21 protein-coding genes are annotated in these 23,943 nt (G+C 73.6%); 3 read left to right on the top strand and 18 right to left on the bottom strand.

Going from position 1 to position 23,943, the window contains the following annotated elements; all coding sequences use genetic code 11:
* Nucleotides 1–2: 2 nt before the first annotated feature.
* The 11 genes from htpX to ACFVUH_RS06920 all read right to left on the bottom strand — a co-directional run bounded on the left by htpX (nt 3) and on the right by ACFVUH_RS06920 (nt 11,035).
* Nucleotides 3–866 carry a zinc metalloprotease HtpX gene (gene htpX / locus ACFVUH_RS06870; RefSeq protein WP_355358144.1) on the bottom strand — a complete coding sequence of 288 codons (864 nt, stop codon included), beginning with the start codon at nt 864–866 and terminating at the stop codon, nt 3–5.
* Nucleotides 867–1,039: 173 nt separating this feature from the next.
* Nucleotides 1,040–2,629, bottom strand: a complete 1,590-nt coding sequence (locus tag ACFVUH_RS06875; RefSeq protein WP_387911617.1) for an NADH-quinone oxidoreductase subunit N — start codon at nt 2,627–2,629, stop codon at nt 1,040–1,042.
* A 2-nt stretch (nt 2,630–2,631) separates the two neighbouring features.
* The gene (locus ACFVUH_RS06880) at nt 2,632–4,188 is read right to left on the bottom strand and encodes an NADH-quinone oxidoreductase subunit M (protein ID WP_355358138.1); all 1,557 of its coding nucleotides are present in this window, start codon (nt 4,186–4,188) and stop codon (nt 2,632–2,634) included.
* Between the two features lie 56 nt (nt 4,189–4,244).
* Nucleotides 4,245–6,266 carry an NADH-quinone oxidoreductase subunit L gene (locus tag ACFVUH_RS06885; RefSeq protein ID WP_387911619.1) on the bottom strand — a complete coding sequence of 674 codons (2,022 nt, stop codon included), beginning with the start codon at nt 6,264–6,266 and terminating at the stop codon, nt 4,245–4,247.
* Nucleotides 6,263–6,640, bottom strand: coding sequence for an NADH-quinone oxidoreductase subunit NuoK (nuoK, locus tag ACFVUH_RS06890; protein WP_355358132.1), 378 nt, complete (start codon nt 6,638–6,640; stop codon nt 6,263–6,265). The genes ACFVUH_RS06885 and nuoK overlap by 4 nt, the downstream gene beginning before the upstream one ends.
* The gene (locus ACFVUH_RS06895; RefSeq protein ID WP_387911621.1) at nt 6,640–7,347 is read right to left on the bottom strand and encodes an NADH-quinone oxidoreductase subunit J; all 708 of its coding nucleotides are present in this window, start codon (nt 7,345–7,347) and stop codon (nt 6,640–6,642) included. Before ACFVUH_RS06895 ends, nuoK begins: the two co-directional genes overlap by 1 nt.
* Nucleotides 7,344–7,916, bottom strand: a complete 573-nt coding sequence (locus tag ACFVUH_RS06900) for an NADH-quinone oxidoreductase subunit I (RefSeq protein WP_355358126.1) — start codon at nt 7,914–7,916, stop codon at nt 7,344–7,346. The genes ACFVUH_RS06895 and ACFVUH_RS06900 overlap by 4 nt, the downstream gene beginning before the upstream one ends.
* On the bottom strand, nt 7,913–8,872 hold the full coding sequence (gene nuoH, locus ACFVUH_RS06905; protein ID WP_387911623.1) for an NADH-quinone oxidoreductase subunit NuoH: 960 nt from the start codon (nt 8,870–8,872) through the stop codon (nt 7,913–7,915). The genes ACFVUH_RS06900 and nuoH overlap by 4 nt, the downstream gene beginning before the upstream one ends.
* Nucleotides 8,869–9,954 carry an NADH-quinone oxidoreductase subunit C gene (locus tag ACFVUH_RS06910; RefSeq protein WP_387911625.1) on the bottom strand — a complete coding sequence of 362 codons (1,086 nt, stop codon included), beginning with the start codon at nt 9,952–9,954 and terminating at the stop codon, nt 8,869–8,871. The genes nuoH and ACFVUH_RS06910 overlap by 4 nt, the downstream gene beginning before the upstream one ends.
* On the bottom strand, nt 9,951–10,628 hold the full coding sequence (locus ACFVUH_RS06915; protein ID WP_387911627.1) for an NADH-quinone oxidoreductase subunit B: 678 nt from the start codon (nt 10,626–10,628) through the stop codon (nt 9,951–9,953). The genes ACFVUH_RS06910 and ACFVUH_RS06915 overlap by 4 nt, the downstream gene beginning before the upstream one ends.
* The gene (locus ACFVUH_RS06920; RefSeq protein ID WP_355358117.1) at nt 10,619–11,035 is read right to left on the bottom strand and encodes an NADH-quinone oxidoreductase subunit A; all 417 of its coding nucleotides are present in this window, start codon (nt 11,033–11,035) and stop codon (nt 10,619–10,621) included. The genes ACFVUH_RS06915 and ACFVUH_RS06920 overlap by 10 nt, the downstream gene beginning before the upstream one ends.
* A 373-nt stretch (nt 11,036–11,408) precedes the next feature.
* Between ACFVUH_RS06920 and ACFVUH_RS06925 the strand changes: the two genes are divergently transcribed.
* Nucleotides 11,409–12,548, top strand: a complete 1,140-nt coding sequence (locus tag ACFVUH_RS06925) for a sensor histidine kinase (RefSeq protein ID WP_387911820.1) — start codon at nt 11,409–11,411, stop codon at nt 12,546–12,548.
* A gap of 108 nt (nt 12,549–12,656) precedes the next feature.
* Here ACFVUH_RS06925 and ACFVUH_RS06930 read toward each other — a convergent pair whose 3' ends face one another.
* Entirely contained in the window at nt 12,657–13,736 is a 1,080-nt protein-coding gene (locus ACFVUH_RS06930; RefSeq protein ID WP_387911821.1) for a S1C family serine protease, read from the bottom strand.
* A gap of 295 nt (nt 13,737–14,031) precedes the next feature.
* Here ACFVUH_RS06930 and galE point away from each other — a divergent pair, with 295 nt between their 5' ends.
* Entirely contained in the window at nt 14,032–15,015 is a 984-nt protein-coding gene (galE, locus tag ACFVUH_RS06935; RefSeq protein WP_387911628.1) for a UDP-glucose 4-epimerase GalE, read from the top strand.
* Between the two features lie 92 nt (nt 15,016–15,107).
* Here the strand turns inward: galE and ACFVUH_RS06940 are convergent, their stop codons facing one another.
* Complete coding sequence (locus ACFVUH_RS06940; RefSeq protein ID WP_387911630.1) at nt 15,108–17,456, bottom strand: PQQ-binding-like beta-propeller repeat protein; 2,349 nt, start codon at nt 17,454–17,456, stop codon at nt 15,108–15,110.
* Nucleotides 17,457–17,914: 458 nt separating this feature from the next.
* Here ACFVUH_RS06940 and ACFVUH_RS06945 point away from each other — a divergent pair, with 458 nt between their 5' ends.
* On the top strand, nt 17,915–18,562 hold the full coding sequence (locus ACFVUH_RS06945) for a TetR family transcriptional regulator (protein ID WP_355358105.1): 648 nt from the start codon (nt 17,915–17,917) through the stop codon (nt 18,560–18,562).
* A 187-nt stretch (nt 18,563–18,749) separates the two neighbouring features.
* Here ACFVUH_RS06945 and ACFVUH_RS06950 read toward each other — a convergent pair whose 3' ends face one another.
* From ACFVUH_RS06950 to ACFVUH_RS06970, 5 genes are all read right to left on the bottom strand, one after another.
* Entirely contained in the window at nt 18,750–19,694 is a 945-nt protein-coding gene (locus ACFVUH_RS06950; protein WP_355358102.1) for a beta-ketoacyl-ACP synthase III, read from the bottom strand.
* A 183-nt stretch (nt 19,695–19,877) separates the two neighbouring features.
* Nucleotides 19,878–21,068 carry a L,D-transpeptidase family protein gene (locus ACFVUH_RS06955; protein WP_387911632.1) on the bottom strand — a complete coding sequence of 397 codons (1,191 nt, stop codon included), beginning with the start codon at nt 21,066–21,068 and terminating at the stop codon, nt 19,878–19,880.
* A 136-nt stretch (nt 21,069–21,204) separates the two neighbouring features.
* Entirely contained in the window at nt 21,205–22,368 is a 1,164-nt protein-coding gene (mqnE, locus tag ACFVUH_RS06960; RefSeq protein ID WP_355358096.1) for an aminofutalosine synthase MqnE, read from the bottom strand.
* A 91-nt stretch (nt 22,369–22,459) separates the two neighbouring features.
* Nucleotides 22,460–23,422, bottom strand: a complete 963-nt coding sequence (locus ACFVUH_RS06965) for a threonine/serine dehydratase (protein ID WP_387911633.1) — start codon at nt 23,420–23,422, stop codon at nt 22,460–22,462.
* A 20-nt stretch (nt 23,423–23,442) separates the two neighbouring features.
* On the bottom strand, nt 23,443–23,904 hold the full coding sequence (locus ACFVUH_RS06970) for an Lrp/AsnC family transcriptional regulator (protein ID WP_355358090.1): 462 nt from the start codon (nt 23,902–23,904) through the stop codon (nt 23,443–23,445).
* Nucleotides 23,905–23,943 lie beyond the last annotated feature (39 nt).

Here is a 23,943-nt window from a genome sequence, read left to right on the forward strand (position 1 = left end):
GCCTACCCCCGGTAGCCCGCCATCCGCTCCAGCCGGGCGATCCGCTCGGCCATCGGCGGGTGGGTGGAGAAGAGCTTCGTGCCGGCCTCGCCCGGCCGGAACGGGCTGGCGATCATCATGTGGCTGGCGGTCTGGATCTGCGGCTCCGGCGGCAGCGGCAGCTGCCGGGTGCCGGCGTCCAGCTTGCGCAGCGCGCTCGCCAGGGCGAGCGGGTCGCCGGTGATCCGGGCGCCGTCGGCGTCAGCCTGGTACTCGCGGGAGCGGCTGACGGCCAGCTGGATCAGCGAGGCGGCGACCGGGCCGAGGATCATGATCGCGAGCATCCCGAACAGGCCGGGACCGTCGTCGTCCTCGCTGCGGCCGAACGGGATCAGCCAGGCGAAGTTGACCAGGAACATCACCACCGAGGCGAGCGCCCCCGCCACCGAGGAGATCAGGATGTCGCGGTTGTAGACGTGGCTCAGCTCGTGGCCCAGGACGCCGCGCAGCTCCCGCTCGTCGAGCAGCTGCAGGATGCCGTCGGTACAGCAGACCGCGGCGTTGCGCGGGTTGCGGCCGGTGGCGAAGGCGTTCGGGGCCGGGGTCGGCGAGATGTAGAGCCGGGGCATCGGCTGGCGGGCCGCGGTGGAGAGCTCGCGGACGATCCGGTACAGCTGCGGGGCCTCGATCTCGCTCACCGGGCGGGCGCGCATGGCGCGCAGCGCGAGCTTGTCGCTGTTCCAGTAGGCGTAGGCGTTGGTGCCGAGGGCGACCATGAGGGCGATCACGAAGCCCGTGCGGCCGAAGAAGCTGCCGATCACCAGGATCAGCGCCGAGAGGCCGCCGAGCAGGGCGGCGGTCCTCAGTCCGTTGTGCGGGCGGTGCACGGCTGGCCCTCCAATGGTGCGTGGGGAAGCCCTTTCTGCCTCGTCCCTCCTGCCCGCTCAACGGGCGGGGCCGGGGGCCTTGTTCCCTTGTGACCAGCGCGACACCCGGCCGGGTGACCCGCCCGCACCGCCCGCCACCTCGGCACACGTCCGGGGCGGGGGCCGGGACGGGGTCAGAACAGCGAGCCGCCCACCACCTGGAGCACCAGTTGCGGGGCCACCGAGAGCACCACGGCCGCCGAGGCGGTGAGCCCCAGGGTGGCCGTCAGCGACACCGGCAGGCGCCGCTCGGGGGCCGGGGTCCCGGCCGCGGCCTCCTCCGCCGGGGCGAACAGCCGGGCGGTCCAGAGCAGGTAGTAGTACAGGGCGACGACCACATTGACGGCCATCACCACGGCCAGCCAGCCCAGCCCGGCGTCGACGGCGGCGCGGAACACCACCACCTTGCCGAACAGGCCGATCACGCCCGGGGGCAGTCCGGCCAGGCAGAGCAGGAAGAAGGCCAGCGCCAGCGCCGTCCAGCGGTCGCGGGCGAACAGGCCGCGGAAGTCGTCCACGCTGGTCCCGGCCCTGCGGCCGACCGCCGCCACCACACCGAAGGCGCCGAGGTTGACCACGCCGTAGATCAGCGCGTACGCGGCGGTGGCGCCCAGCGGGTCGGTCGCGGTGGGCGCGTAGCCGGCCGCGGCCAGCGGCACCAGCAGGTAGCCGGCCTGGCCCACCGAGGACCAGGCGAGCAGCCGGACCGCGCTGTGGCGGGTGTCGAAGCGCTGGCGCAGCGCGCCCACGTTGCCGACCGTCATGGTGACGGCGGCCAGCACCGCGAGCGTCAGGCCCCAGGTGTGGGCGTAGGGGCGGAAGGCGATCGTGGTGGCCAGCGCCAGACCGGCCAGACCGGCCGCCTTGCCGACCACCGAGAGGTAGCCGGCCACCGGCAGCGGGGCGCCGGTGTAGGTGTCCGGGACCCAGAAGTGGAACGGGACGGCGGCGACCTTGAAGGCGAAGCCGACCAGGGTGAGCACGGCGCCCGCCTCGGCCAGCGGCTTCAGCTGCGCGGGCGCCTGCTCCAGGCCGGTGGCGACGGCGCCCAGGTGCAGGCTGCCGCTCGCCGCGTAGACGAAGCCGACGCCGAGCAGCATCACGGCGGTCGCGGTGACGGAGGAGACGAAGAACTTCAGCGCGGCCTCGGCGCCCCGGCCGTCCCGGCGCAGCGCGACCAGGGCGAAGGCGGGCAGCGAGGCCACCTCCAGGGCGATCACCAGGGTGGCGAGGTCGCGGGAGGCGGGCAGCAGGGCGGCACCGGTGGCACTGGAGAGCAGCAGGAACCAGTACTCGCCGCCGGGCAGCTTCTCGTCCTCCACGGTGTGGGCGGACAGCAGCGCGGCGATCAGCGCGCCGCCGAGCGCGAGCAGCTGGAAGACCAGCGCGAAGTGGTCGGCGACGTAGGAGCAGCCGGCGTTGTCAGTGGCTCCTGTTACGTTCTGCGCACAGAAGGTGGCCCGGGGTGATCCCCCGGTGAGCGGGAGGAGCGAGATGAGCGCGAGGGCGAGTCCGGCGGCGGTGAGCCGGCCCAGCCACTTCTTGTGCTGCGCGGGCAGGAAGAGGTCGGTGACCAGCACGGCGAGGGCCGCCGCGGCGGCGATCAGCGGGGGTGCGATCGCCACCCAGTCCACGGACTGGATCAGGCTGCCCGGGTTGGCGACGGCGAGGGAGGTCACAGTGGTCTGCCCCGTGGAGTGAGGTCCGAGTGCGGTGCCGAGCATGATCAGCCACCCCCGAGGAGGTGTTTGACGGCGGGGTCGGAGAGGCCGAGCAGCAGCGCGGGCCAGAGACCGGCGAGCAGGGTGAGGGCGGCCAGCGGCGTCCAGCTGACGGCCTCGTACGGGCGCAGGTCGGCGAGCTCGGCCACCGGGGCGGGCTGCTTCGGGTCGCCCATGCAGACGCGCCTGACCACGATCAGCAGGTACGCGGCGGTGAGGAGGGTGCCGAGACCGGCCAGGACCATGTAGGTGACGAACGCGGGGCGCGAGAGGCCGTCGGCCGGGTCGAACGCGCCGAACATCGCGAGCAGCTCACCCCAGAAGCCGGCCAGCCCGGGCAGGCCGAGGCTGGCGACGGCGGCGAAGGCGAGCAGCGCGCCCAGCCGTGGCGCCCGTCCGTAGAGGGCGGCGCCGGTGGCGCCGGAGAGGGTGTCGAGGTCCGCCGTGCCGTAGCGGTCCTTGAGTGCCCCGACGACGAAGAACAGCAGGCCGGTGATCAGACCGTGCGCGATGTTGGCGAACAGCGCGCCGTTGACGCCGACCGGGGTGAGGGAGGCGATGCCCAGCAGGACGAAGCCCATGTGGCCGACGGAGGAGTAGGCGATCAGGCGCTTGAGGTCGCCCTTGGCCCCGCGCCGTGCGAGCGCGAGGCAGGCCAGCGAGCCGTAGACGATGCCGACGGCGGCGAACGCGCCCAGGTAGGGGGCGAGCGTCGTGGTGCCGTCGGGGACGACCGGGAGGAGGACGCGGACCAGGCCGTAGGTCCCCATCTTCAGCAGCACGCCGGCGAGCAGTACGGAGCCGACGGTCGGGGCCGCCGTGTGCGCGTCCGGGAGCCAGCTGTGCAGCGGCCAGGCGGGGGCCTTGACCGCGAGCCCGACCATGATCGCCAGCGCGGCGATCACCTGGGTGGAGTGGCTCAGGCCGGAGCCGTGGGCGGCGGCGAGGGCCTGCATGTCGAAGGTGCCCGCCTTGCCGCCGACCAGCAGGAAGCCGAGCAGCATCACGGCCGAGCCGAGCAGCGTGTACAGGATGAAGCGGTTGGCGGCCGGCACCTTCGCCCCGCTGCCCCAGCGGGCGATCAGGAAGTACATCGGGATCAGCACGATCTCGAAGGCCAGGAAGAAGAGCAGGAGGTCCAGCACCGCGAAGGTGGCGAGCATGCCGACTTCGAGGAGGAGGAACAGCCCGACGAAGGCCCGCGCGGACGGGACCCCCTCCCCGGAGGGCAGCCGCCGCTCCGAGTACAGCGCGCAGAGGAAGGTGAGCAGCGAGGTCAGGACGATCAGCGGCAGCGAGACGCCGTCCACGCCGAGGTGGAAGCGCACGCCGATGGCCGGGATCCAGGACACGTCGGTGGTGGCCTGCATCCGGGCGGGCTCGTCGTGGTCGAAGCCTGCGGCCAGGACGACGGTGAGCACCAGGACGGCGCCGGTCAGCACGGTGCTGAAGCGCAGCGCGCGGCGGTCGGCGGCGGCCGGGTCCGTGCCGAACACCGGGGCCAGGGTGAGCGCGGCGCCGAGCAGCGGCAGCACCAGGAGGGCGATGAGGACCGCGTTCATCGGGGGCTCCTAGCGACAACCACGACAGCGGACGGGGAAGGGAGGTACGGCATCGGCTACACCGCCACCAGGACGGCCAGCAGGACGACGCCGGCGAGCAGCGCGCTGAGGTAGGTCTGCGCGTTGCCGGTCTGGGCGAGCCGCACGGCGCGGCCGAGCAGGCCCGCCCCGGCGCCGGCGCCGCGCACGTACGTCTCCACGACCTCGCGGTCGAGGAAGCGGACGAGCCGGGCGGCGGCCTCGACCGGGCGGACGAACAGCGCGCTGTAGAGCCGGTCGACGCCGAAGCCGTGCCGGGCCGGGCCGAACAGCGGGCCGAGCAGGGCGCGCCTGGGGTCGGCGACGACCACGTCGGCGGCCGGGGCTCCGTCCTGCTCGGGCACCCGGGCGGTGGCCGAGCGCCAGGCCCCGTAGGCCAGCAGCGCGCCGACCACGGCGAGGCCGGTGCCGATCACGGCGGTGACCGCGGAGGGCCGCAGCGAGCCGCCGTCCAGCAGCGCGGGCAGCCAGTCCGAGCGCAGGCCGGCGACGCCGAAGCCCATGGTCGGCACGGCGAGCACCCAGAGCGGCCAGCGCATCGCGGGCGGCTCGGCGACGGCCGGGTCGGCCTCGTCGAGCTCGGGCGAGTACGGCGCGCCGGCCTCGTGGTCGCCGACGACCGTGCCCCGGTCGGCGGCGGGCAGCACCGCGGGCGCCGCCGCGGCCGCGCCGGCCGGGCTGTGGAAGGCGACCAGGAACAGCCGGGCCGCGTAGGCCGCCGTGAGCAGCGCGGTGAGTCCGGCCGAGATCAGCACGATCCAGCCGGCCGCCTGCGGCACCGCCGAGGCGGGGCCGAGGCCGTTGGTCAGCGCCTCGCCGTTGGCGGCGTGCTCGGCGGCGGTCAGCACCGCCTCCTTGCTGAAGAAGCCGGCGAACGGCGGCAGGCCGACCAGGGCGACCAGCGCGATGCCCATCGTCCAGTAGGCGTCCGGGACGCGCTTGCGCAGCCCGGGGATCCGGGACATCGCGGAGATCGAGTTGGTGTGCGCGGCGTGGATCACCACACCGGCCGCGAGGAACAGCAGTGCCTTGAACGCGCCGTGGCTGACCAGGTGGAACACCGAGGCCTGGCGGTCGCCGCTGGCCAGCGCACCGGCCATGTAGCCGAGCTGGCCCACGGTCGAGTAGGCGAGCACCCGCTTGAGGTCGTCCTGGGCGAGCGCGCAGAGCGCCGAGCCGATCATCGTCACGGCGGCCATCACCGCCAGCACGACCAGCGCCGCGCCGGAGAGCAGGAAGACCGGCAGCAGCCGGGCCACCAGGTAGATGCCGGCCGCGACCATGGTGGCGGCGTGGATCAGCGCGGAGACCGGCGTCGGGCCGGCCATCGCGTCCGGGAGCCAGGTGTGCAGCGGGAACTGCGCGCTCTTGCCGGCCACCCCGGCCAGCAGCAGCAGCGCGACCAGCGTCGGGTGGCCGAGCCGCCCCTCGGTGGCGGCCCGCAGCACGTCCTCGATCCGGAAGCTCCCGGTGTCGGCGCCCAGCAGGAAGATGCCGAACAGGAACGGCACGTCGCCGAGCTTGGTGACCAGGAAGGCCTTGAGCGAGGCGGAGCGGGCGTCCTCGGTCTCCCAGTGGTGGCCGATCAGGAAGTACGAGCAGATGCCCATGACCTCCCAGCCGACCAGCAGCACGACCAGGTCGCCGGAGTAGACGACCAGGAACATCGCCGCCGTGAACAGCGAGACCAGCGCCGCGTACGAGGGGTAGCGCGGGTCGTCCTTGAGGTACGCGGTCGAGTAGACCTGCACACAGGTGGCGACCAGGCCGACCAGCACCGAGATCAGCGAGCTGAAGCCGTCCAGGTGGATCGCGAGCGCGATGTCCGGCCCGCCGGTCGGGGTGAGCCGGGTGCCGGCGTCCAGCACCTGGCCGCTGCCGAGCTGGAGCGCGACGACCAGGGCGAGCACCGCCGAGACGGCGACCGGCACGATCGCCAGCGGCCGGGCGAGGCCGGGCGCGCGCTTGCCGACGGCCAGGGTGGCCGCCGCGCCGAGCGCGGGCAGCGCGGGAACGAGGGCGGGCAGGGCGAGGTTCATGCGGCGGCCCGGCCCTTCAGCGCCTCGGCTCCGGCCGGCGCCCCGTCGACGTCGGCGGTGGACTCGGCCGGGTCGCCGAGCGCGGTGGCCCGGTCGATGTCCGCGGTGCCCCGGGCCCGGAACAGCAGCAGGACGATGGCGAGCCCGAGGCCGATCTCGGCGGCGGCGACGGTGATGGTGAACAGGGTCAGCGCCTGCCCGGCGTGCAGCGAGTCGCGCAGCCAGGCGTCGAAGGCGACGAGGTTGAGGTTGACGGCGTTGAGCATCAGCTCGACGGACATCAGCACCAGGATGACGTTGCGCCGGGCGAGCACGCCGTAGACGCCGATGCTGAACAGCAGCGCGGCGAGGACGACGGGGTAGGCGAGGTGCATCAGCCCTCCTGCTCGGTGGTGGTCGGCGCAGGCTCCGCCGAAACCTCGGGCGCAGGCACGGGCGCGGACCGGGCGACCGGCCCGTTGGAGCCCACCGGCCGCCCGGCCCGGATCCGCCCGGCCCGCGGCGCCGGCACCCGCCGGCCGCTGCCGCGCGACAGCACGATCGCGCCGACCAGCGCGGCCAGCAGCAGCACCGAGAGCGCCTCGAAGGGCAGCACCCAGGTCCGGAACAGGCTCGCGCCGGTCACCGCCGTCGAGCCGCCGCCCGCGCCGAGGTCGATCCAGGACGTCCGGAAGGCGTCCACGACCAGCGTCACCAGCGTCCCGGCCGAGGCCAGCGCGACCACCAGGGCGACCCAGCGGTTCTTGGAGTCGGCGTCCGGCGAGCGTCCGATCGGCGCCTTGGTGAGCATCAGCCCGAACAGCACCAGGACGACCACCGAGCCGAGGTAGATCAACACCTGCACCCAGGCGATGAACTCGGCGGTGAGCAGCAGGAACTCCACGGCCAGTCCGCCGAGCGCGGCCACCAGCCAGAGCGCGGCGTGCACCAGCTGCTTGGTGGTGACGGCGACCAGGGCCGAGCCGAGCACGGCGATGCCGACCAGCAGGAAGACGATCTCCACCCCGGTCGGGGAGAGGAACGAGCGCGCGGCCGGGTCCAGCGACCCGGTCGCGGCGAGCAGGGTGGCGGCGCCCTTCACGCGTCACCACCGTTCTGCGCCGTCTCCGCTTCCTCCGCCGCCCTGGCCGCGGCGGCCGCCAGCTTGTCGGCGGCCTTGCGCGCGGTGGCGATCTCCTTGGGCTCCTCGGCCGCCGGATCCAGTGCCGGCGGCACCGGCACCGTCCACATCCACTCCCGCAGCCGGTCCCGCTCGTGGGTCAGCTCCAGGATGTCGGTCTCCGCGTACTCGAACTCGGGCGACCAGAACAGCGCGTCGAAGGGGCACACCTCGATGCAGATCCCGCAGTACATGCAGAGCGAGAAGTCGATGGCGAAGCGGTCCAGCACGTTGCGGGTGCGGGCGCGCGCGTTCGGGTCGGCGGCCGGCAGCGTCTCCTTGTGGGAGTCGATGTAGATGCACCAGTCCGGGCACTCACGGGCGCAGAGCATGCAGACCGTGCAGTTCTCCTCCAGCAGCGCGATCACGCCGCGCGAGCGCGGCGGAAGGACCGGCTGCACGTCCGGGTACTGCGCGGTGATGCTCTTCTTCGTCATCGTCCGCAGGGTGACGGCCAGGCCCTTGGCCAGGCCCGCACCGGGGAAACTCATGAGATCGCCACCTTGATGATGCCGGTGAGGGCCAGCTGGACGAGGGCGAGCGGGATCAGCACCGTCCACGCGAAGCGCATCAGCTGGTCCTCGCGCAGCCGGGGGTAGGTGACCCGGATCCAGATCACCACGAAGGCCAGCGCGAAGGTCTTCAGCAGGGTCCACAGCCAGCCGAGCTGGTCCGGCAGCGGGCCGTGCCAGCCGCCCAGGAAGAGCACCGCGGTCAGCGCGGAGACCACCAGGATGCCCGCGTACTCGGAGAGCAGGAACAGCGCGAAGCGCAGACCGGTGTACTCGGTGTACGCGCCGAAGATGATCTCGGAGTCGGCGACCGGCATGTCGAAGGGCGGACGCTGCAGCTCGGCCAGGCCGGCCGTGAAGAACACGAAGCCGCCGATCAGCTGCCACGGGATCCAGTACCACTCCCAGGCGTCCATGATCCCGGGCAGCGAGAGCGTCCCGGCGGCCATCGCCACGGAGGCGGCGGCGAGCACCATCGGCAGCTCGTAGGACATCAGCTGCGCGGCCGTCCGCAGACCGCCGAGCAGCGAGAACTTGTTGGCCGAGGCCCAGCCGGCCATCAGCTTGCCGATCACGCCGACGCCCATGACGGCGAGCACGAAGAACAGACCGGCGTCCACCGCCTGCCCGACGAAGCCGCCGGGCCCGACCGGGATCACCAGCAGCACCAGCAGGTACGGCAGCAGCGAGACGGCGGGTGCCAGCTGGAAGATCCGCCGGTCGGCGCCGGACGGGACGATGTCCTCCTTCTGGGCGAACTTCACGCCGTCCGCGATCAGCTGCGCCCAGCCGTGGAAACCGCCGGCGTACATCGGGCCGAGCCGGCCCTGCATGTGCGCCATCACCTTGTGCTCGGTCTGGCCGATGACCAGGGGCAGGACGAGGAAGACGACCAGTGTGGCGACGCAGCGCAGCACCGTGTCGAACAGGTTCACGCGCCGTCTCCGTCCTGGCCGGCCGACTCGACCGGCGGCTTCTTCGTCTGCTCCGCGCTGCCGGCGTCCTCGGCGTCCGCCGTGTTCTCGGCGTTCGCCGCCTTCGCCGCGTCGGCGGGTTCCTCGGCGGCCGGCTTCCCGGGCTCGTCGTGCGCCGGCACCGGGTTGTGCCACGGCGCGTCGGAGGACTGCGTCCGGGCGGGCGGCGCCGCGGCGGCCTCGGCCGGGCCGGCGGGCGCCTGGCTCGCCGACCCCTCGGAGACCGAACGCGTCCGCCGCGGCCGGTCGGCCCGCACCGGGGGTGCCTCCTGGGTGGCCGGGGCCTCGCCGGCCGTCTGGCTCGCCGACCCCTCGGAGACCGAACGCGTGCGACGCGGCCGGTCCGCCCGCACCGCGGCGGCGCCCTCGGCACCGGCGGCACCCTCCGCACCCGCGGCGCCCGCCGCCGCCGCGCGCGGCGTCCGGGCCGCACCGGCCGCCCGGGCACCGCGGGCCGGCCGCTCGGCGACCGGCGGCAGGGTGCCCTTGAGCGGGCCCCACTCGTTCGGGTCCGGCACACCGGCCGGCTGCATCTTGCGCCGCGCCGGCCCGTCACCGTGGTCCGACTCGCCCGGCTCCTTGGCGCCCGGCCAGGCCTTGGCGACCCGGGCCGCGAGCACGAACTCCTTGCGCAGCGGGTGCCCCTCGAAGCCGTCCGGCAGCAGCAGGGTGATCAGATGGGGGTGCCCGGGGAAGTCGATGCCGAACATCTCGTGCGTCTCGCGCTCGTGCCAGGCGGCCCCGGCGTACACCGGGACGGCGGTCGGCAGCGCGGCCGCGTCGCGCGGCACCCGGGTGCGCAGCGCCAGGTGGCGCACGCCCGGGGCGTCGACGGCGGCGAGGTGGGCGACCACCGAGAAGCCCTCGGCGAGCTCGTCGACGGCGCTGAGCCAGTCGAAGAAGCCGAGGCCCAGGGTGTCCCGGGCGGCGGTGAGCGCCTCGATCCAGTGCTCGGCCGGCACGTCGACGGTGATCAGCCCGTACGCCTCGGCGCCGGTCGCCCACTCCCCGACCGACGCCGCGTACTGCTCGGCCGTGGTCACGAGACCCCTCCCTCAGTGGAACCGGAACCGGCCGCACCGGCACCAGCGGCACCGGGCCCGGCCACCGGCGGACGCCGCAGCGCCGCCGCGGGCGCGGTGTAGCGGCCGGGCAGCGACTCGGCGGCGATCTTCTCCTGGAGCTTGAGAATGCCCTGGAGCAGCGCCTCCGGCCGGGGCGGGCACCCGGGCACGTAGACGTCGACCGGGATGATCTGGTCGACGCCCTTGGTCACCGAGTAGGAGTCCCAGTAGGGCCCGCCGGAGTTGGAGCAGGCCCCGAAGGAGATGACGTACTTCGGCTCGGGCATCTGCTCGTAGAGCCGCTTGACGGCGGGAGCCATCTTGTCGGTCACCGTCCCCGAGACGATCATCAGATCGGCCTGCCGGGGGCCCGGCGCGAACGGGATGACGCCCATCCGGATGAAGTCGTGCTTGGCCATCGAGGCCGCGATGAACTCGATCGCGCAGCAGGCCAGGCCGAAGTTGAAGCACCAGAGGCTGTAGCGCCGTCCCCAGTTGAGGACCACCTTCACCGGGTCCGGAGCCAGCCGGGCCAGCGGACCGATCGACCGCCGCTCGGCGGCGGCACCGGGGCGCGACGGGTCCGGCACGCCCAGCGGAACCGGGCCGCCGGAGGCGTCGTGCCCGTGCGAGTGGGTGTGCGTCACGTCCATTCCAGAACGCCCTTCTTCCAGGCGTAGAGCAGTCCGACCGCGAGGAAGCCGATGAAGACGAACATCTCGACCAGCGTCCCGGCGCCGTATCCGGCGGAGGCGAAGACGGTCGCCCACGGGAACAGGTAGATCGCGTCGACCGCGAAGATCACGTACAGGAAGGCGTAGACGTAGTAGCGGATCTGGGTGTGCGCCCAGTCCTCCCCCACCGGGTCCACACCGCACTCGTAGGCGAGCAGCTTCTCCGGCGAGTACACCACCGGCCGCAGCAGGCGGTTGGCGGTGAACGCCACCGTCACGAAGACCACGCCGACGACGGCGAGCAGGCCGATCGCGGCGTACGCGTCGAAGTAGCCGCCGCCGGCCGCCGGGTCGGCCGCGACCGAAGCCGCCCGCTGCCCCACCATGCCTCGCCTCCACATCGGCCGCGGAACCCGCCCTCGGGGCGGTTCTACGACGTTCCTTTACACGCTCATAACCATCGCCAGTGCGTGAGTCTAAGTGCACGGCACGGGTACCCCGCACCCTGCCCGATACGCAAGACACCCGATGGACAACCGGTGGACACCCCGCGGGCCCACCGCCGGGGTGGGGATAACCCCCGCCCCGGAAGACGTATCACCCCCATGGCCCCACCTACCCCCGACCGGCCAAGCTAGGGGCACAGCGCGACCGGAAAAAGGACGGTAGACCGAGATGAAGCGAATGGACGGCACGGCCGAGGCCTTCGGCCAGGAGCCGCCGGCCGGCGCCGAGCGCACCCCGCTGTACGGCGCGCGGATGTGGCGGCAGGTCGGGCGGCTGCTGCTGAACCTGCCGCTCGGGATCGGCGGCTTCGTCTTCACGATCGTGACGCTGTCGGTCGGCCTGGCCCTGTCGGTCACCGTGATCGGCCTGCCGCTGCTCGCCGCCGGACTGGCCGGCTGCCGCTCGATGAGCGGCTTCGCCCGCCGCCGGGCCCGGGCGCTGTACGGCTCCGAGGTGCACGAACCGGAGCCGGTGCCGCGCCGCCGGCCGGGCATCACCGGCTACGCCATCGCCCACCTCACCGACGGCCTCTCCTGGCGCTCGGCCCTCTACAACGTGCTGATGCTGCCCTGGGGCGTGCTGAGCTTCGCGCTGACCCTGGTCTTCGTCCTGGTCGGCTGGCCGGCCCTGCCGTGGGCGATCCGCGCCCAGTCGGCGGTGGACCGGATGCTGGTGGACACCCTGCTCTACCCCGGCGCCCTCTCCGAGCGGGTCCGCGAGCTGGAGGACGACCGCGGCACCGTGGTCGACACCGCCGCCGCCGACCTGCGCCGGATCGAGCGCGACCTGCACGACGGCGCCCAGGCCCGCCTGGTGGCACTGGCGATGGACCTCGGCATGGCCAAGGAGCGGCTGCGGGAGACCGAGACGCCGGACGACGTGGCGGCCGCCGCGAAGATGGTGGACAACGCCCACGGCGAGGTGAAGCTGGCCCTGCAGGAGCTGCGCGACCTGGCCCGGGGCATCCACCCGGCGGTGCTCACCGACCGCGGCCTGGACGCGGCGCTCTCCTCGGTGGCGGCGCGCTGCACGGTGCCGGGGGGCGTCCGGGTGAACGTCGACCTGAAGGCCCGGGACGGCGGCACCGAGCGGCCGGACTCGGCGGTGGAGGGCATCGCCTACTTCACGGTCAGCGAGCTGCTGACCAACATCTCCAAGCACTCCGGCGCCCGCTCCGCCACGGTGGACGTCTGGCGGGCCGACGACCAGCTGATGGTGCTGGTCCAGGACGACGGCAAGGGCGGCGCGGCCCCCTACCCGGGCAGCGGCCTGGCCGGACTGGCCGAGCGGATCCGCGCGGTGGACGGCGTGTTCCTGGTGGAGAGCCCGGACGGCGGACCGACCACGGTGACCGTCGAGCTTCCCTGGCGGACCCGCACCGTCCGCCGCTGACCGGAGCGGTCACCCTCGGCCCGGACGGCGGACGGCCGCGCGGAAACCCTTGCGCGGTCGTGCGGGCCGCCGCCGTCCGGGGGCTGTGGGGAACCCCTGCCACCCGCCCTACGGCGTCGGCAGGGTGCCGAGGGTGACCTCGGCGGTCTTGCTCTGGCCGTCCCGGGTGAAGGTGACGGTCACCTTGGTGTCCGGCGCCAGCGAGGCCAGTGCGGTGGTGAGCGAGTTGAGCGAGTCCACCGCGGTGTCGCCGATCCTGGTGATCACGTCGCCGACCTGGAGGCCCGCCGAGTCGGCCGGCCCGTTCGGCGCGACGGCGACCACCACGGCGCCGGCCGGGCGGAAGTTCTGGTCGAAGAAGGTCCGCGCGGTGATGCCGAGGGCGGCCCGCCCCGAGTTGGTGACCTTGCCCTCCTTGATCAGCTGGTCGGCGATGCTGGTCACGGTGGACGCCGGGATGGCGAAGCCGATGCCCGGGGCGGCGGCCCCGTTGGACTCCGGCTCGGTGGCGGCGAGCGTGTTGATGCCGATCACCTGGCTGTCCAGGTTGACCAGGGCGCCGCCGCTGTTGCCGGGGTTGATCGCGGCCGAGGTCTGCACCATGTTGCCGATGACGGCGCCCGGCGAGCCCGCGCCGGACGGTTCGGAGACGGTCCGGCCGGTGGCCGAGACGATGCCCTGGGTGACGCTGCTGGAGAGTCCGAGCGGGCTGCCCATGGCGAGGGTGATCTGGCCCAGCTCGACCTTGGTGGAGTCCCCGAAGGAAGCCGGCTTGAGGCCGCCCGGCGGGCTGCTCAGCTTGATCACCGCGAGGTCGGAGTCCGGGTAGCTGGCGACCAGGGTGGCGTCCAGCGGCTTGGTGCTGCCGGCCAGGGTGACGGCGAAGGTGGTGGCGGTGCCGACCACGTGGGCGTTGGTGACGATGTCGCCCTTGTCGTCGTAGACGATCCCGGAACCGAGGCCGCTCCCGGTGGTGATCTGCACCACCGAGGGCAGGACGTCCTTGATCACTCGCTGGTAGTCGGACTGGAGCTGGTTGGCGCCGCCCGGCTGGGCGCTGCCGGTGGCCCCGGCGGTGACGCTCGGGGAACCGCTCTCCGGCGGGGAGGACGCGTCCGAGGACGTACCGCTGCTGCACCCCGCCAGCGCGAGCGCGGTCAGCGCCGCGACGGCTCCCGGCCCGAGCAGCCGTCCGGCGAGGGCCCCGGGCCCGGTCGGGCGGGGTCCGGCCGGAATCGGACGGGTGGGCTCCTTCTTGCGGTTCACCGTGACGGCCTCCGGATTCCTCGGCGCGGCCACGACGGGCCGCTCGGACGCAACGCAGAGATCTTTGTCAGCATTTCAGCGAAATGTCCGAATCCCCGGCTCCGACGCGCCCACAGCACCGTCGCGAAATCCTCACGCCCCTAGGGCCCGTCCTCGGACTCCCGCCCGCCCTTCGGGCGGACGACGGGAGTCCGAGGACGGGCCCTAGGATTCGGCCATGACTTGGTTGATCACCGGCGGCGCCGGATACATCGGCGGGCACGTCGTGCAGCAGCTCCTGGACGCGGGCGAGCGCGTGGCCGTCCTGGACGACCTCAGCACCGGCGACCGGACCCGGCTGCCCGAGGGGGTCGCCCTGGTCGAGGGGTCGACCCTGGACCGGACCGCCCTGGACGCGGCCATCCGCGAGCACCAGGTGGAGGGCGTACTCCACTTCGCCGCCAAGAAGCAGGTCGGCGAGTCGGTCGAGCAGCCCTTCCTGTACTACCGCGAGAACATGATCGGCCTGCAGACCGTCCTGGAGGCCGCGGCCGAGGGCGGCGTCAAGCGCTTCCTGTTCTCCTCCTCCGCCGCCGTCTACGGCATGCCGGACGTCGACCTGGTGACCGAGTCGACCCCGTGCGCGCCGATGAGCCCGTACGGCGAGACCAAGCTGGCCGGCGAGTGGCTGGTGGCCGCGGCCGGCAAGGCGTACGGGATGTCCACCGTCGCGCTGCGCTACTTCAACGTGGCCGGCGCCGCCTCGCCGGAGCTCTCCGACGCCGGTGTGTTCAACCTGATCCCGATGGTCTTCGAGCGCCTCACCGCCGGTCAGGCCCCCCGGGTCTTCGGCGCCGACTACCCCACCCCGGACGGCACCTGCGTCCGTGACTTCATCCACGTCTCCGACATCGCCTCGGCCCACGTGGCGGCGGCGAAGCGGCTGGCGGCCGACCCGGCCGGGGAGACCGCGCTGGTCCTCAACATCGGACGCGGCGAGGGCGTCAGCGTCCGCGAGATGCTGGACGTGATCGGCAAGGTCACCGGGTACGACACCACCCCCGAGATCACCCCGCGCCGCGCCGGCGACCCGGCCCGGGTGGTCGCCTCGGCCGAGCTGATCCGGCGCGAGCTGGGCTGGACCGCCGAGCACGGGGTCGAGTCCATGGTCGCCTCGGCCTGGGAAGGCTGGTGCGGCCGCCACCCGGAGGCCCGGAAGTAGCGCGCCCACGGCGGGGGCCCGAGGGCTCCCGCCGTCCCGCGTCCCGGGACCGGGCGCCCCGGGACCGTGTGCCCCGGGCGGCGCGCCCCCGGTCAGTGCGAGGGCACCGCCGTGCCGTAGAAGGCGTCCAGCGCGTAGACGCAGCGGTCCTTGCTGCCGACGAAGACCCTGCCCCCGATCGCCACCGGCGAGCCGGTCAGCTCCCCCTTGGTGCCCAGCTCCCAGCGCAGCTGGCCGCTGGCCAGGTCCACGGTGTGCAGCGAGTGGTCCCGGCTGCCGAGGTGGACCAGCCCGTCCGCGACGGCCGGCGAGCCGACGATCTCGCCGCGCGCGGTGTACCGCCAGCGCTCCCGGCCGCTGCCCGCCTCGAAGGCGTAGAGCACCTCGCCGCTTCCGACCAGCACCATGCCCTCCCCGACCACCACCGGCTCGGCACCCTGCCGGGTGCCGGTGACCGCGCGCCAGCGGTCCCGGCCGGTGGCCGCGTCCAGCGCGTACACGGTGCCCAGGTAGTCGGCGACGTAGACCGCGTCGGCGTCCAGCGCCGGCGGGGTGAACAGCACCACCGGGGCCTCGAACCGCCAGCGCTCGGCGCCGCTCGCCGCGTCCAGCGCGTACACCCGGGTGCCGGCCGTCACGTACAGCACGCCGGAGCGCTCGACCGGGCGGGAGGGCACGTCCTCGCCGACCGGGACCGACCAGCGCAGGCCCGAACCGCGCGGATCCACGCAGCGCAGCCGTCCGCCGCCGTAGTAGTACGCCGAGCCGCCCACCAGGGCCGGGCCGGACTGCGGGTTCTCGAAGTCCTGCTGGGCGTCGTCGGCGCGCCACAGCTCGGCGCCGGTGGCCGCCGAGCGCAGCTGGACGCCGCCGCCCCGTACGCCGCAGCAGAGCACGCCCTCGGCCGCGTCCAGCGAGTACACCCAGCCGTCCAGCGAGTGCCGCCAGCGCTCGGTGCCGTCCGCGACGTCGACCGTGTACAGGTGCGGGCCGTCGGCCGCGTGCACCCGCCCGGCGTCCACGGCGAGCGCCCAGGCGACGTCCCGGGTCTTGTAGCGGCGCTGGCCCGACGCGATGTCCAGGGCGTGCACCTCGAAGCTGGAGACGAACAGGGTGCCGTCGGCGACCACGGGGGTGCCCCAGACCTCGTTGGACATCCGGAACCGCCAGGGGCGCCAGCGGGCGGCGCGGGCCGGGGGCGGGGTGATCCGGCGGACCCAGTCGGTCTCGGCGGGCGGCGCGCCGGGGCCGGCCTGCTCGGCGCGCGGCCCCGGCCCTATCCGGACCGAGGCGCCGGGCAGCCGCACCTCGTCGCCCGCCGCGGCGGCCGGCCGGCGGTGCCGGCTGGGGGCGGCCAGCTTCTCGGTGGCGGCCTCGGTGTCCGGCCCGGGCGGCCCCGCGTGCGGCCCGGCGTGCCCGGCGACCGCCCGGGTGCGGGGGTCCTCCTGGCCCGGGTGCGATGCCGGGGGCTGCGCCGGCAGCGACGGCGGGGCGGCCGGGTGCGGCGGGTGGTGCGGGGCCGGCTGCGGCGGGACGGCCGGCGGCGGCGTGCGGCGGCCCCGCTTGTTCTCGATCAGGGCGAGCGCGTCGGGCGGCAGCCAGTCCCCGGCCTCGCCGGAGGCGTCGTCCCGGGAGAACAGGTGCGGGGCCAGCTCGGCCTGGATCTGCTCCGGGGTCGGCCGGTGCTCGGGGGCCGGGCGCATGCAGGCGCGCACCAGGTCCACCAGCTCCACCGGCAGGCCGGAGAGGTCGGGCTGGTCGCGCAGCAGCTGGAAGACCGTCTCCACCGGGTTGGCGCCCCGGTACGGCGGGTGGCCGGTGGCACAGAAGACCAGCAGCGAGCCGAGCGAGAAGACATCGCTGGCGCCGGTGACGCCCCGGCTGTCCCGGGCCTGCTCCGGCGACATGTACGCCGGCGTGCCGACCGCGACGTTGGTCATGGTGAGCCGGGTGCTGGAGACCCCGGCGGCGATGCCGAAGTCGATCACCCGGGGACCGTCCTCGACGACCAGCACGTTGGACGGCTTGAGGTCGCGGTGGACCAGCCCGGCGGCGTGGATGGACTGCAGGGCCTCGGCGATGCCGGCCACCAGCCAGCGCACCGCCCCGACCGGCAGCGGCCCGCAGTCGGTGACCAGGTCCTCCAGGGACGGCGCCGGGACGTACGCGGTGGCCAGCCAGGGCACCCGGGCGTCCGCGTCGGCGTCGACCACGGCCGCCGTGTAGAAGCCGCCGACCGTCTTGGCGGCCGCGATCTCCCGGGCGAAGCGGACCCGGAACAGCTCGTCCTCGGCCAGCTCCCCCCGGACGGTCTTGATCGCCACCCGCCGGCCGGACGCGGACCGCGCCAGGTAGACCAGGCCCATGCCGCCCGCCCCGAGCCGCCCCAGCACCTCGAAGGGCCCGATCCGCCTCGGATCGTGCGCCGTCAGCTGGTCCACCCGCTGCCACCTCCCCGTGTTGTAGCACCGCCCGCGTGGTGCCGAGCACCCGCCGCGTGGTGCCGGACCCGATTCTCCAATGCCGCCCGGCCCATCTCCAACCTCCCCCGCCCAGATCGCTGTCCGGCCACCGGGAGGCCCCGCTGCCCGGTCAGCGGCTTCGGAACGGCCGGATTCTGACGTCCGCTCCGGCATCGGCTTGCACCCGACACGCCCGGGAGTGTCGCGAGGGGCAGGTCACATCGCCGATTCGATCGTCACGCTGCGTTACTCGATAACCCCTCAGCGAAGGGTTCGTCACCCTGTGGCGTCGCCGGTGCACGGGGGGGCGTCAAGGAGGGCCACGGAGGGCGATGAATATCCGTCCGAAGGGCTCCGAGCGGCTATACCAACCCCCGTGCGGAGTAATTGTCACATCACCGAATCGCGCCAAGATCGGGCCACGGTAAGCTGACGGCATGACAGGACAAGTTCGCACCGTCGACGGTCGCGTCGCCGGGCGACGCGGACAGGAGACGCGGCAGAAGCTGCTCGACTGCCTCCGCGAGATGCTCAGCACGTCGCCCTATCGGGACGTCAAGGTCATCGACGTCGCCCGTATGGCGGGTACCTCCCCCGCGACCTTCTACCAGTACTTCCCGGATGTCGAGGGCGCCGTCCTCGAAATCGCCGAGGAAATGGCCAAGGACGCCGACACGCTCAAAGAGCTGGTGGCCGGAAAGTCCTGGGCAGGGAAGTCCGGCACGGCCACTTCGGAAGAACTGGTCGACGGATTCCTCGCCTTCTGGCGCAAGAACGACGCCATTCTCCGAGTGGTCACGCTCGGTGCCGCCGAAGGGGACAAGCGGTTCTTCAAGATCCGCATGACCGTCCTCAACGCGGTCGCCAAGCCGCTCACGGAGGCCGTCAAGGAACTCCAGGCGAAGGGGCAGTCCGACAAGTCGTTGGACCCGGCCGCCGTCGCCGGATCGCTGGTCTCGCTGCTCGCCTCGGCGGCCGAGCACCAGAAGGCCTTCACCTCGTGGGGCGTCAAGGTCAAGGACCTCAAGCCCAACCTCGCTCCCCTGGTGTACCTGGGCGTCACCGGCAAGAAGGCGCCCAAGTAGACCGATCCGTCTCGACCCCACCTTCCGCTTCGCGCGCGCCCCGGCCTCCTGTCCGGGGTACGACGGACGGCGGCCGTGTCCTCGGGGGAGGTCCGCCGACGGTCCGCAGCGCGCCACGACACGCCTGTGGGCGGTCACCCTCGACGGGTGACCGCCCACAGGCGTGTCAGCGGCTGCCGGAGCGGCCTCAGGGGCAGCGGACGACCTGTCCCGCGTAGGCGAGGCCGCCGCCGAAGCCGAACAGCAGCACCGGGTCGCCGGGCGACAGCTCGCCGCGCTCGACCAGCTTGGAGAAGGCCAGCGGGACGGAGGCCGCCGAGGTGTTGCCGGATTCCACCACGTCCCGGGCCACCACGGCGTCGGTGACCCCGAGCCGGTTGGCGATGGCGTCGATGATCCGCAGGTTGGCCTGGTGCGGTACGAAGCCCTTCAGCTCGGACGGGTCGATCCCGGCCCGCTCGCAGGCCTGCCGGGCCAGCGGGGCGATCTGGGTGGTCGCCCAGCGGAACACCGACTGGCCCTGCTGGCTGATCACCGGGTCCCAGCCGGTGATCACCACGGCGTCGCCCCTCTCCGGCTCCGAGCCCCAGACCACCGGGCCGATCCCCGGCTCGGCGCCCTCCTCCTGGGCCTCGACCAGCGCCGCGCCGGCGCCGTCGCCGAAGATCACGCAGGTGGAGCGGTCGGTCCAGTCGAGGGTGTCCGACATCCGCTCCGCGCCGATCACCAGGGCCGTCCGGGCCGCACCGGCGCGGATCGCGTGGTCGGCGGTGGCCAGCGCGTAGGAGAAGCCCGAGCAGACGGTGTTGATGTCGTAGGCGGCCGGCGCGCGCACCCCCAGCCGGGCAGCGACGGCGGCGGCCGTGTTGGGGCTGCGCTCCACCGCGGTGCAGGTGGCGACGACGACCAGGTCGACCTCGGACGCCGACCGGCCGCTGTTGGCCAGCGCCTTCTGCGCCGCCTCGGTGGCGAGGTCGACGACGGTCTCGCCCTCCGCGATGTGCCGCGTCCGGATGCCCACCCGGCTGCGGATCCACTCGTCGTCGGTGTCGACCAGCTTCGCCAGGTCGTCGTTGGTGAGGACCTTGGGGGGCTGGTAGTGGCCGAGTGCCACGATGCGCGAACCGCTCATACTGCCCACTCAACCCGGTTACCCACTGGTCAGCGGGGCGCGACCGGCTACAGGATCCGCGCCGGGAAAGTGTAGGAGGCCGACAAGGACCGTTGCGGCAGACGGGCGGCGGGGCCCTGCGCACGCGCGGCGAAGGGTGGCGGATTCGGCCGGGAACCGCCGGGAACGGCCGGAAACCGCCGCTCAGACCGCCAGCGAGGCGGCGTCGCCCATCACGATCACCGGCCGGGCGGCCGGGTCGAGGGTGCGGATCAGCTGCGTCATCTTCTCCTCCGGTATGGAGACGCAGCCGTGCGTCGGACCGCCGTGGTCGACGTGGATCCAGATCCCGCCGCCCTTGGTCGAGCCGCTCGGGCGGCGCGGGTCGAGCGGGGAGTTGCCGGGCACCCGGTTGTAGTTGATCGCGACGACGTAGTCGAAGGAGCCGGCCAGCTGCTCGCCGGCGAAGCCCGTGCCGGAGACCACGAAGTTCGGGTCCTTGTCGTAGGGCAGCCTGCTGCCCGGGTCCGCCTTGCGGCCGCCGGCGTCGGTGAGCGAGAAGACGCCGATCGGGCTGCGCAGGTCGCCCTCGTTGTGGTCGGTGGTCCAGCCCTTGAAGGCGTTGTGGCCCTGCCAGTTCTCGCCGCCCAGCCAGCGGCCCTCGGCGGTGCGGCTCCACAGCGTCACGGAGGTCCGGTTGGTGTCCACGCCCTCGCCGGTGGCCACCACCACCTGGTTGGTCTCGGCGGGTATCCGGGCGACGAAGGAGGCGCCGAGGCCGGGGATCACCTCGACCGAGCCGTCGCTGCGGGCCTCGCTGCGGCCCGCGGCGGGCGCCTCGGCCTGCCGGGCGTCGGCGGCCGCGGCGGCCGGGGCGGCCGGCGAGGCCTGGTCGGCGGCCGGCTGTCCGGCGGCGGGGCGGTCCGGGGTGCCGACGCCCTCGGGGCCGGAGCCGTCGGCGGCGGCGACACCGGGCCGGTCGGCGTCCTGGCCGACGGTGTACCAGCCGGCGGCGGCCGCCAGCAGCAGGGCGGTGCCGGCGACGGCGGCACGCCCGGTGCGCTTCTTCTTGGCCTTGCGCCGGTGGTTGCGGGCGGCCGCGCGGCCACCGGCCGGAGCGGCGGCGGCCCGCTGCCGCGGCGGGGCCGGCGACGCCGGTGGCGGCTCGGCGGGCTGGGCCTGGAACGGCCGGTCGTACACGTCGTGCTCGGCCAGGCTCCGGTAGCCGTCCCCGGCCTCCGGGTCCTCGTACAGCGGGCCGTCGTACTCCTGCCGGCCGCCGTACGGCTGCTGCGGTGCCCCGTAGGACTGCGGCGGTACCCCGTAGGGCTGCTGCGGCGCCTCGTACACCGGCTCGTACGACGGGTACGGAGAGGCGCGATGGGAACCGGACATGTGGCCGATCCTGCCAAACGGAGGCCGGGTTGCGAAAGCCGGGGGCCCGTGCGGGCCGCGTGAAGAAGCCGCCGCCCGGGCCGCGGGGGCCCGGGCGACGGCCCGTCATCGGCGGCCGGGCGTCGGCCGCCGCAGGTCAGAGGCGCATCGCCTGCGGGGTCTCGCGGCGCGTCAGGTCGGGGCCGTCGTACTCGCGGATGATCTCGTAGCGGGTGTTGCGCTCCACCGGGCGGAAGCCGGCGTCCCGGATCAGGCCGAGCAGGTCCTCGCGGTTCAGCTTGTTCGGGGTGCCGAAGTTGTCCGCGTCATGGGTGATCTTGTACTCGACCACCGAGCCGTCCATGTCGTCCGCGCCGTGGCTGAGCGCCAGCTGGGCGGTGGTGACGCCGTGCATCACCCAGAAGACCTTGACGTGCGGCACGTTGTCGAACAGCAGCCGGGAGACCGCGAAGGTCTTCAGCGCCTCGGCGCCGGTGGCCATCTCGGTGCGCGCCATCAGCTTGTTGCGCACCACGCCGTCCTTGGAGTCGTGGAAGTCGTGCTGGTAGCGCAGCGGGATGAAGACCTGGAAGCCGCCGGTCTCGTCCTGCAGCTCACGCAGCCGCAGCACGTGGTCCACCCGGTGGCGGGGCTCCTCGATGTGGCCGTACAGCATGGTGGCCGGCGTCTTGAGGCCCTTGCTGTGGGCGAGCCGGTGGATCCGCGACCAGTCCTCCCAGTGGGTGTCGTGGTCGACGATGTGCTGGCGGACCTCCCAGTCGAAGATCTCCGCGCCGCCGCCGGTCAGCGACTCCAGGCCGGCGTCGATCAGCTCGTCGAGGATCTCGTCGGCGGGCAGGCCGCTGATCCGCTCGAACCAGTGGATCTCGGTGGCGGTGAAGGCCTTGAGCGAGACGGTCGGCAGCGCGGCCTTCAGCTCCCGCAGCGAGCGCGGGTAGTAGCGCCACGGCAGGGTGGGGTGCAGACCGTTGACGATGTGCAGCTCGGTGAGGGAGTCGACCTCCATCGCCTTGGCGAGGCGCACGGCCTCCTCGATGCGCATCGTGTAGGCGTCCTTCTCGCCCGGCTTGCGCTGGAACGAGCAGTACGCGCAGGACGCGTTGCACACGTTGGTCATGTTGAGGTGGCGGTTGACGTTGAAGTGGACGACATCGCCGTTCTTCCGCGTCCGCACGTGGTGGGCGAGACCACCCAGCCAGGCCAGGTCGTCGCTCTCGTAGAGCGCGATCCCGTCCTCCCGGGTCAGCCGCTCACCCGCGTAGACCTTCGCCTCCAGCTCGCGCTTGAGCCCTGCGTCCATGCGGTGCCCCGCCTCCTCCGACTTCGAATCGTTGCCGGAACGAGCGTACGCCCCCACTCGGTGCGGTTCGAGGGCAGCCGCCCCGCACGGGTCAGCCGGCCAGCAGCTCCGCCAGCAGCGACGGCTCGATGTTGCCCCCGCTCACCACCGCCGCCACCGCCCGCCCGCCGAGCTCGGCGGCCCGGTGGAAGTAGGCCGCCGGGGCCACCGCGCCGGACGGCTCGGCGACGATCCGCCCGCGCCGGGCCAGCAGGGCCACCGTGGCGCGGATCTCGTCCTCGGTGACGGTGACGACGTCGTCCACGTAGGCGATGAGGTGCTCGAACGGCAGCACGCCCACCGAGGGGGTGCGCAGACCGTCGGCGATCGTCCGGTAGGTGTCGGCGACCGGCCAGGTGATCCGCTCGCCCGCCCGCAGGCTCGCCTGCGCGTCGGCGGCCAGCTCGGGCTCGACGCCGACCACCCGGACGTCCGGACGGGTCAGCTTGAGCGCGGCCGCCGTACCGCCGATCAGCCCGCCGCCGCTGACCGGGACGAGCACGGTGTCCAGCTCCGCCGGGGCGTCCTCGGAGATCTCCAGGCCCACCGTGCCCTGACCCGCGATGATGAACGGGTCGTCGTACGGCGGCACCCAGACGTAGCCGTGCCGCTCGGCCAGCTCGCCGGGCACGGTGTCCCGCTCCTGCGGCGGGACCAGCAGCACCTCGGCGCCGAACGACCGGGTGGCCTCGACCTTGACCGCCGGTGAGGTGTCCGGCATCACGATCACGGCCTTGATGCCGAGCAGCGACGCGGCGTACGCCACCGCCTGCGCGTGGTTGCCGCTGGACTGGGCGACCACGCCGCGGGCGCGCTCCTCGCCGCTCAGCGCGGCGAGCCGGTTGTACGCCCCGCGGGTCTTGAAGGCGCCGGTCGGCTGGAGGTTCTCCGGCTTGAGCCAGAGCCGGCGCCCGCCGTCCGCCGCCCAGGGGGCGGGGACCAGCGGGGTGCGCACCGCGACGCCCGCGATCCGTTCCCGGGCCGCGTGCAGTTCCTCCAGACCGACCAGTGCCATGACCGTCACTCCCCCGCGTGCTACTCGGCCTCGGGGAGCGGCAGCTCGCTGACCCGGTTCTCCCACTTGGTGGAGAGTACGACGGTGGTCCGGGTGCGGGCCACGCCCTTGGTGCCCGAGATCCGCTTCACCACCGACTCCAGGCCCTCGACGTCCGGCACCCGGACCTTGAGCATGTAGGAGTCGTCACCGGCGATGAACCAGCAGTCCTCGACCTCGCCGAGGTCCTTCAGCCGGAACGCGACGTCCTCGTGGTCCGCCGCGTCGGTCAGCTGGAGACCGATCAGGGCCGTGACCCCGAAACCGAGCGAGGCCGGGTTGACCGTCGCGCGGTAGCCGGTGATGACGCCGGCCTGCTCCAGGCGGTTGATGCGGTCCGTGACGCTCGGGCCGGAGAGGCCGACCAGTCGGCCCAACTCGGCGTAGGAGGCGCGGCCGTTCTCCCGGAGCGCCTGGATGAGCTGTCTGTCCACCGTGTCCATATACCGTCCGCGTCCTTCCGAACCTCGCCAGACCCACAG

This window comes from Kitasatospora sp. NPDC058032 (assembly GCF_042885845.1).
Classification (GTDB): domain Bacteria; phylum Actinomycetota; class Actinomycetes; order Streptomycetales; family Streptomycetaceae; genus Kitasatospora.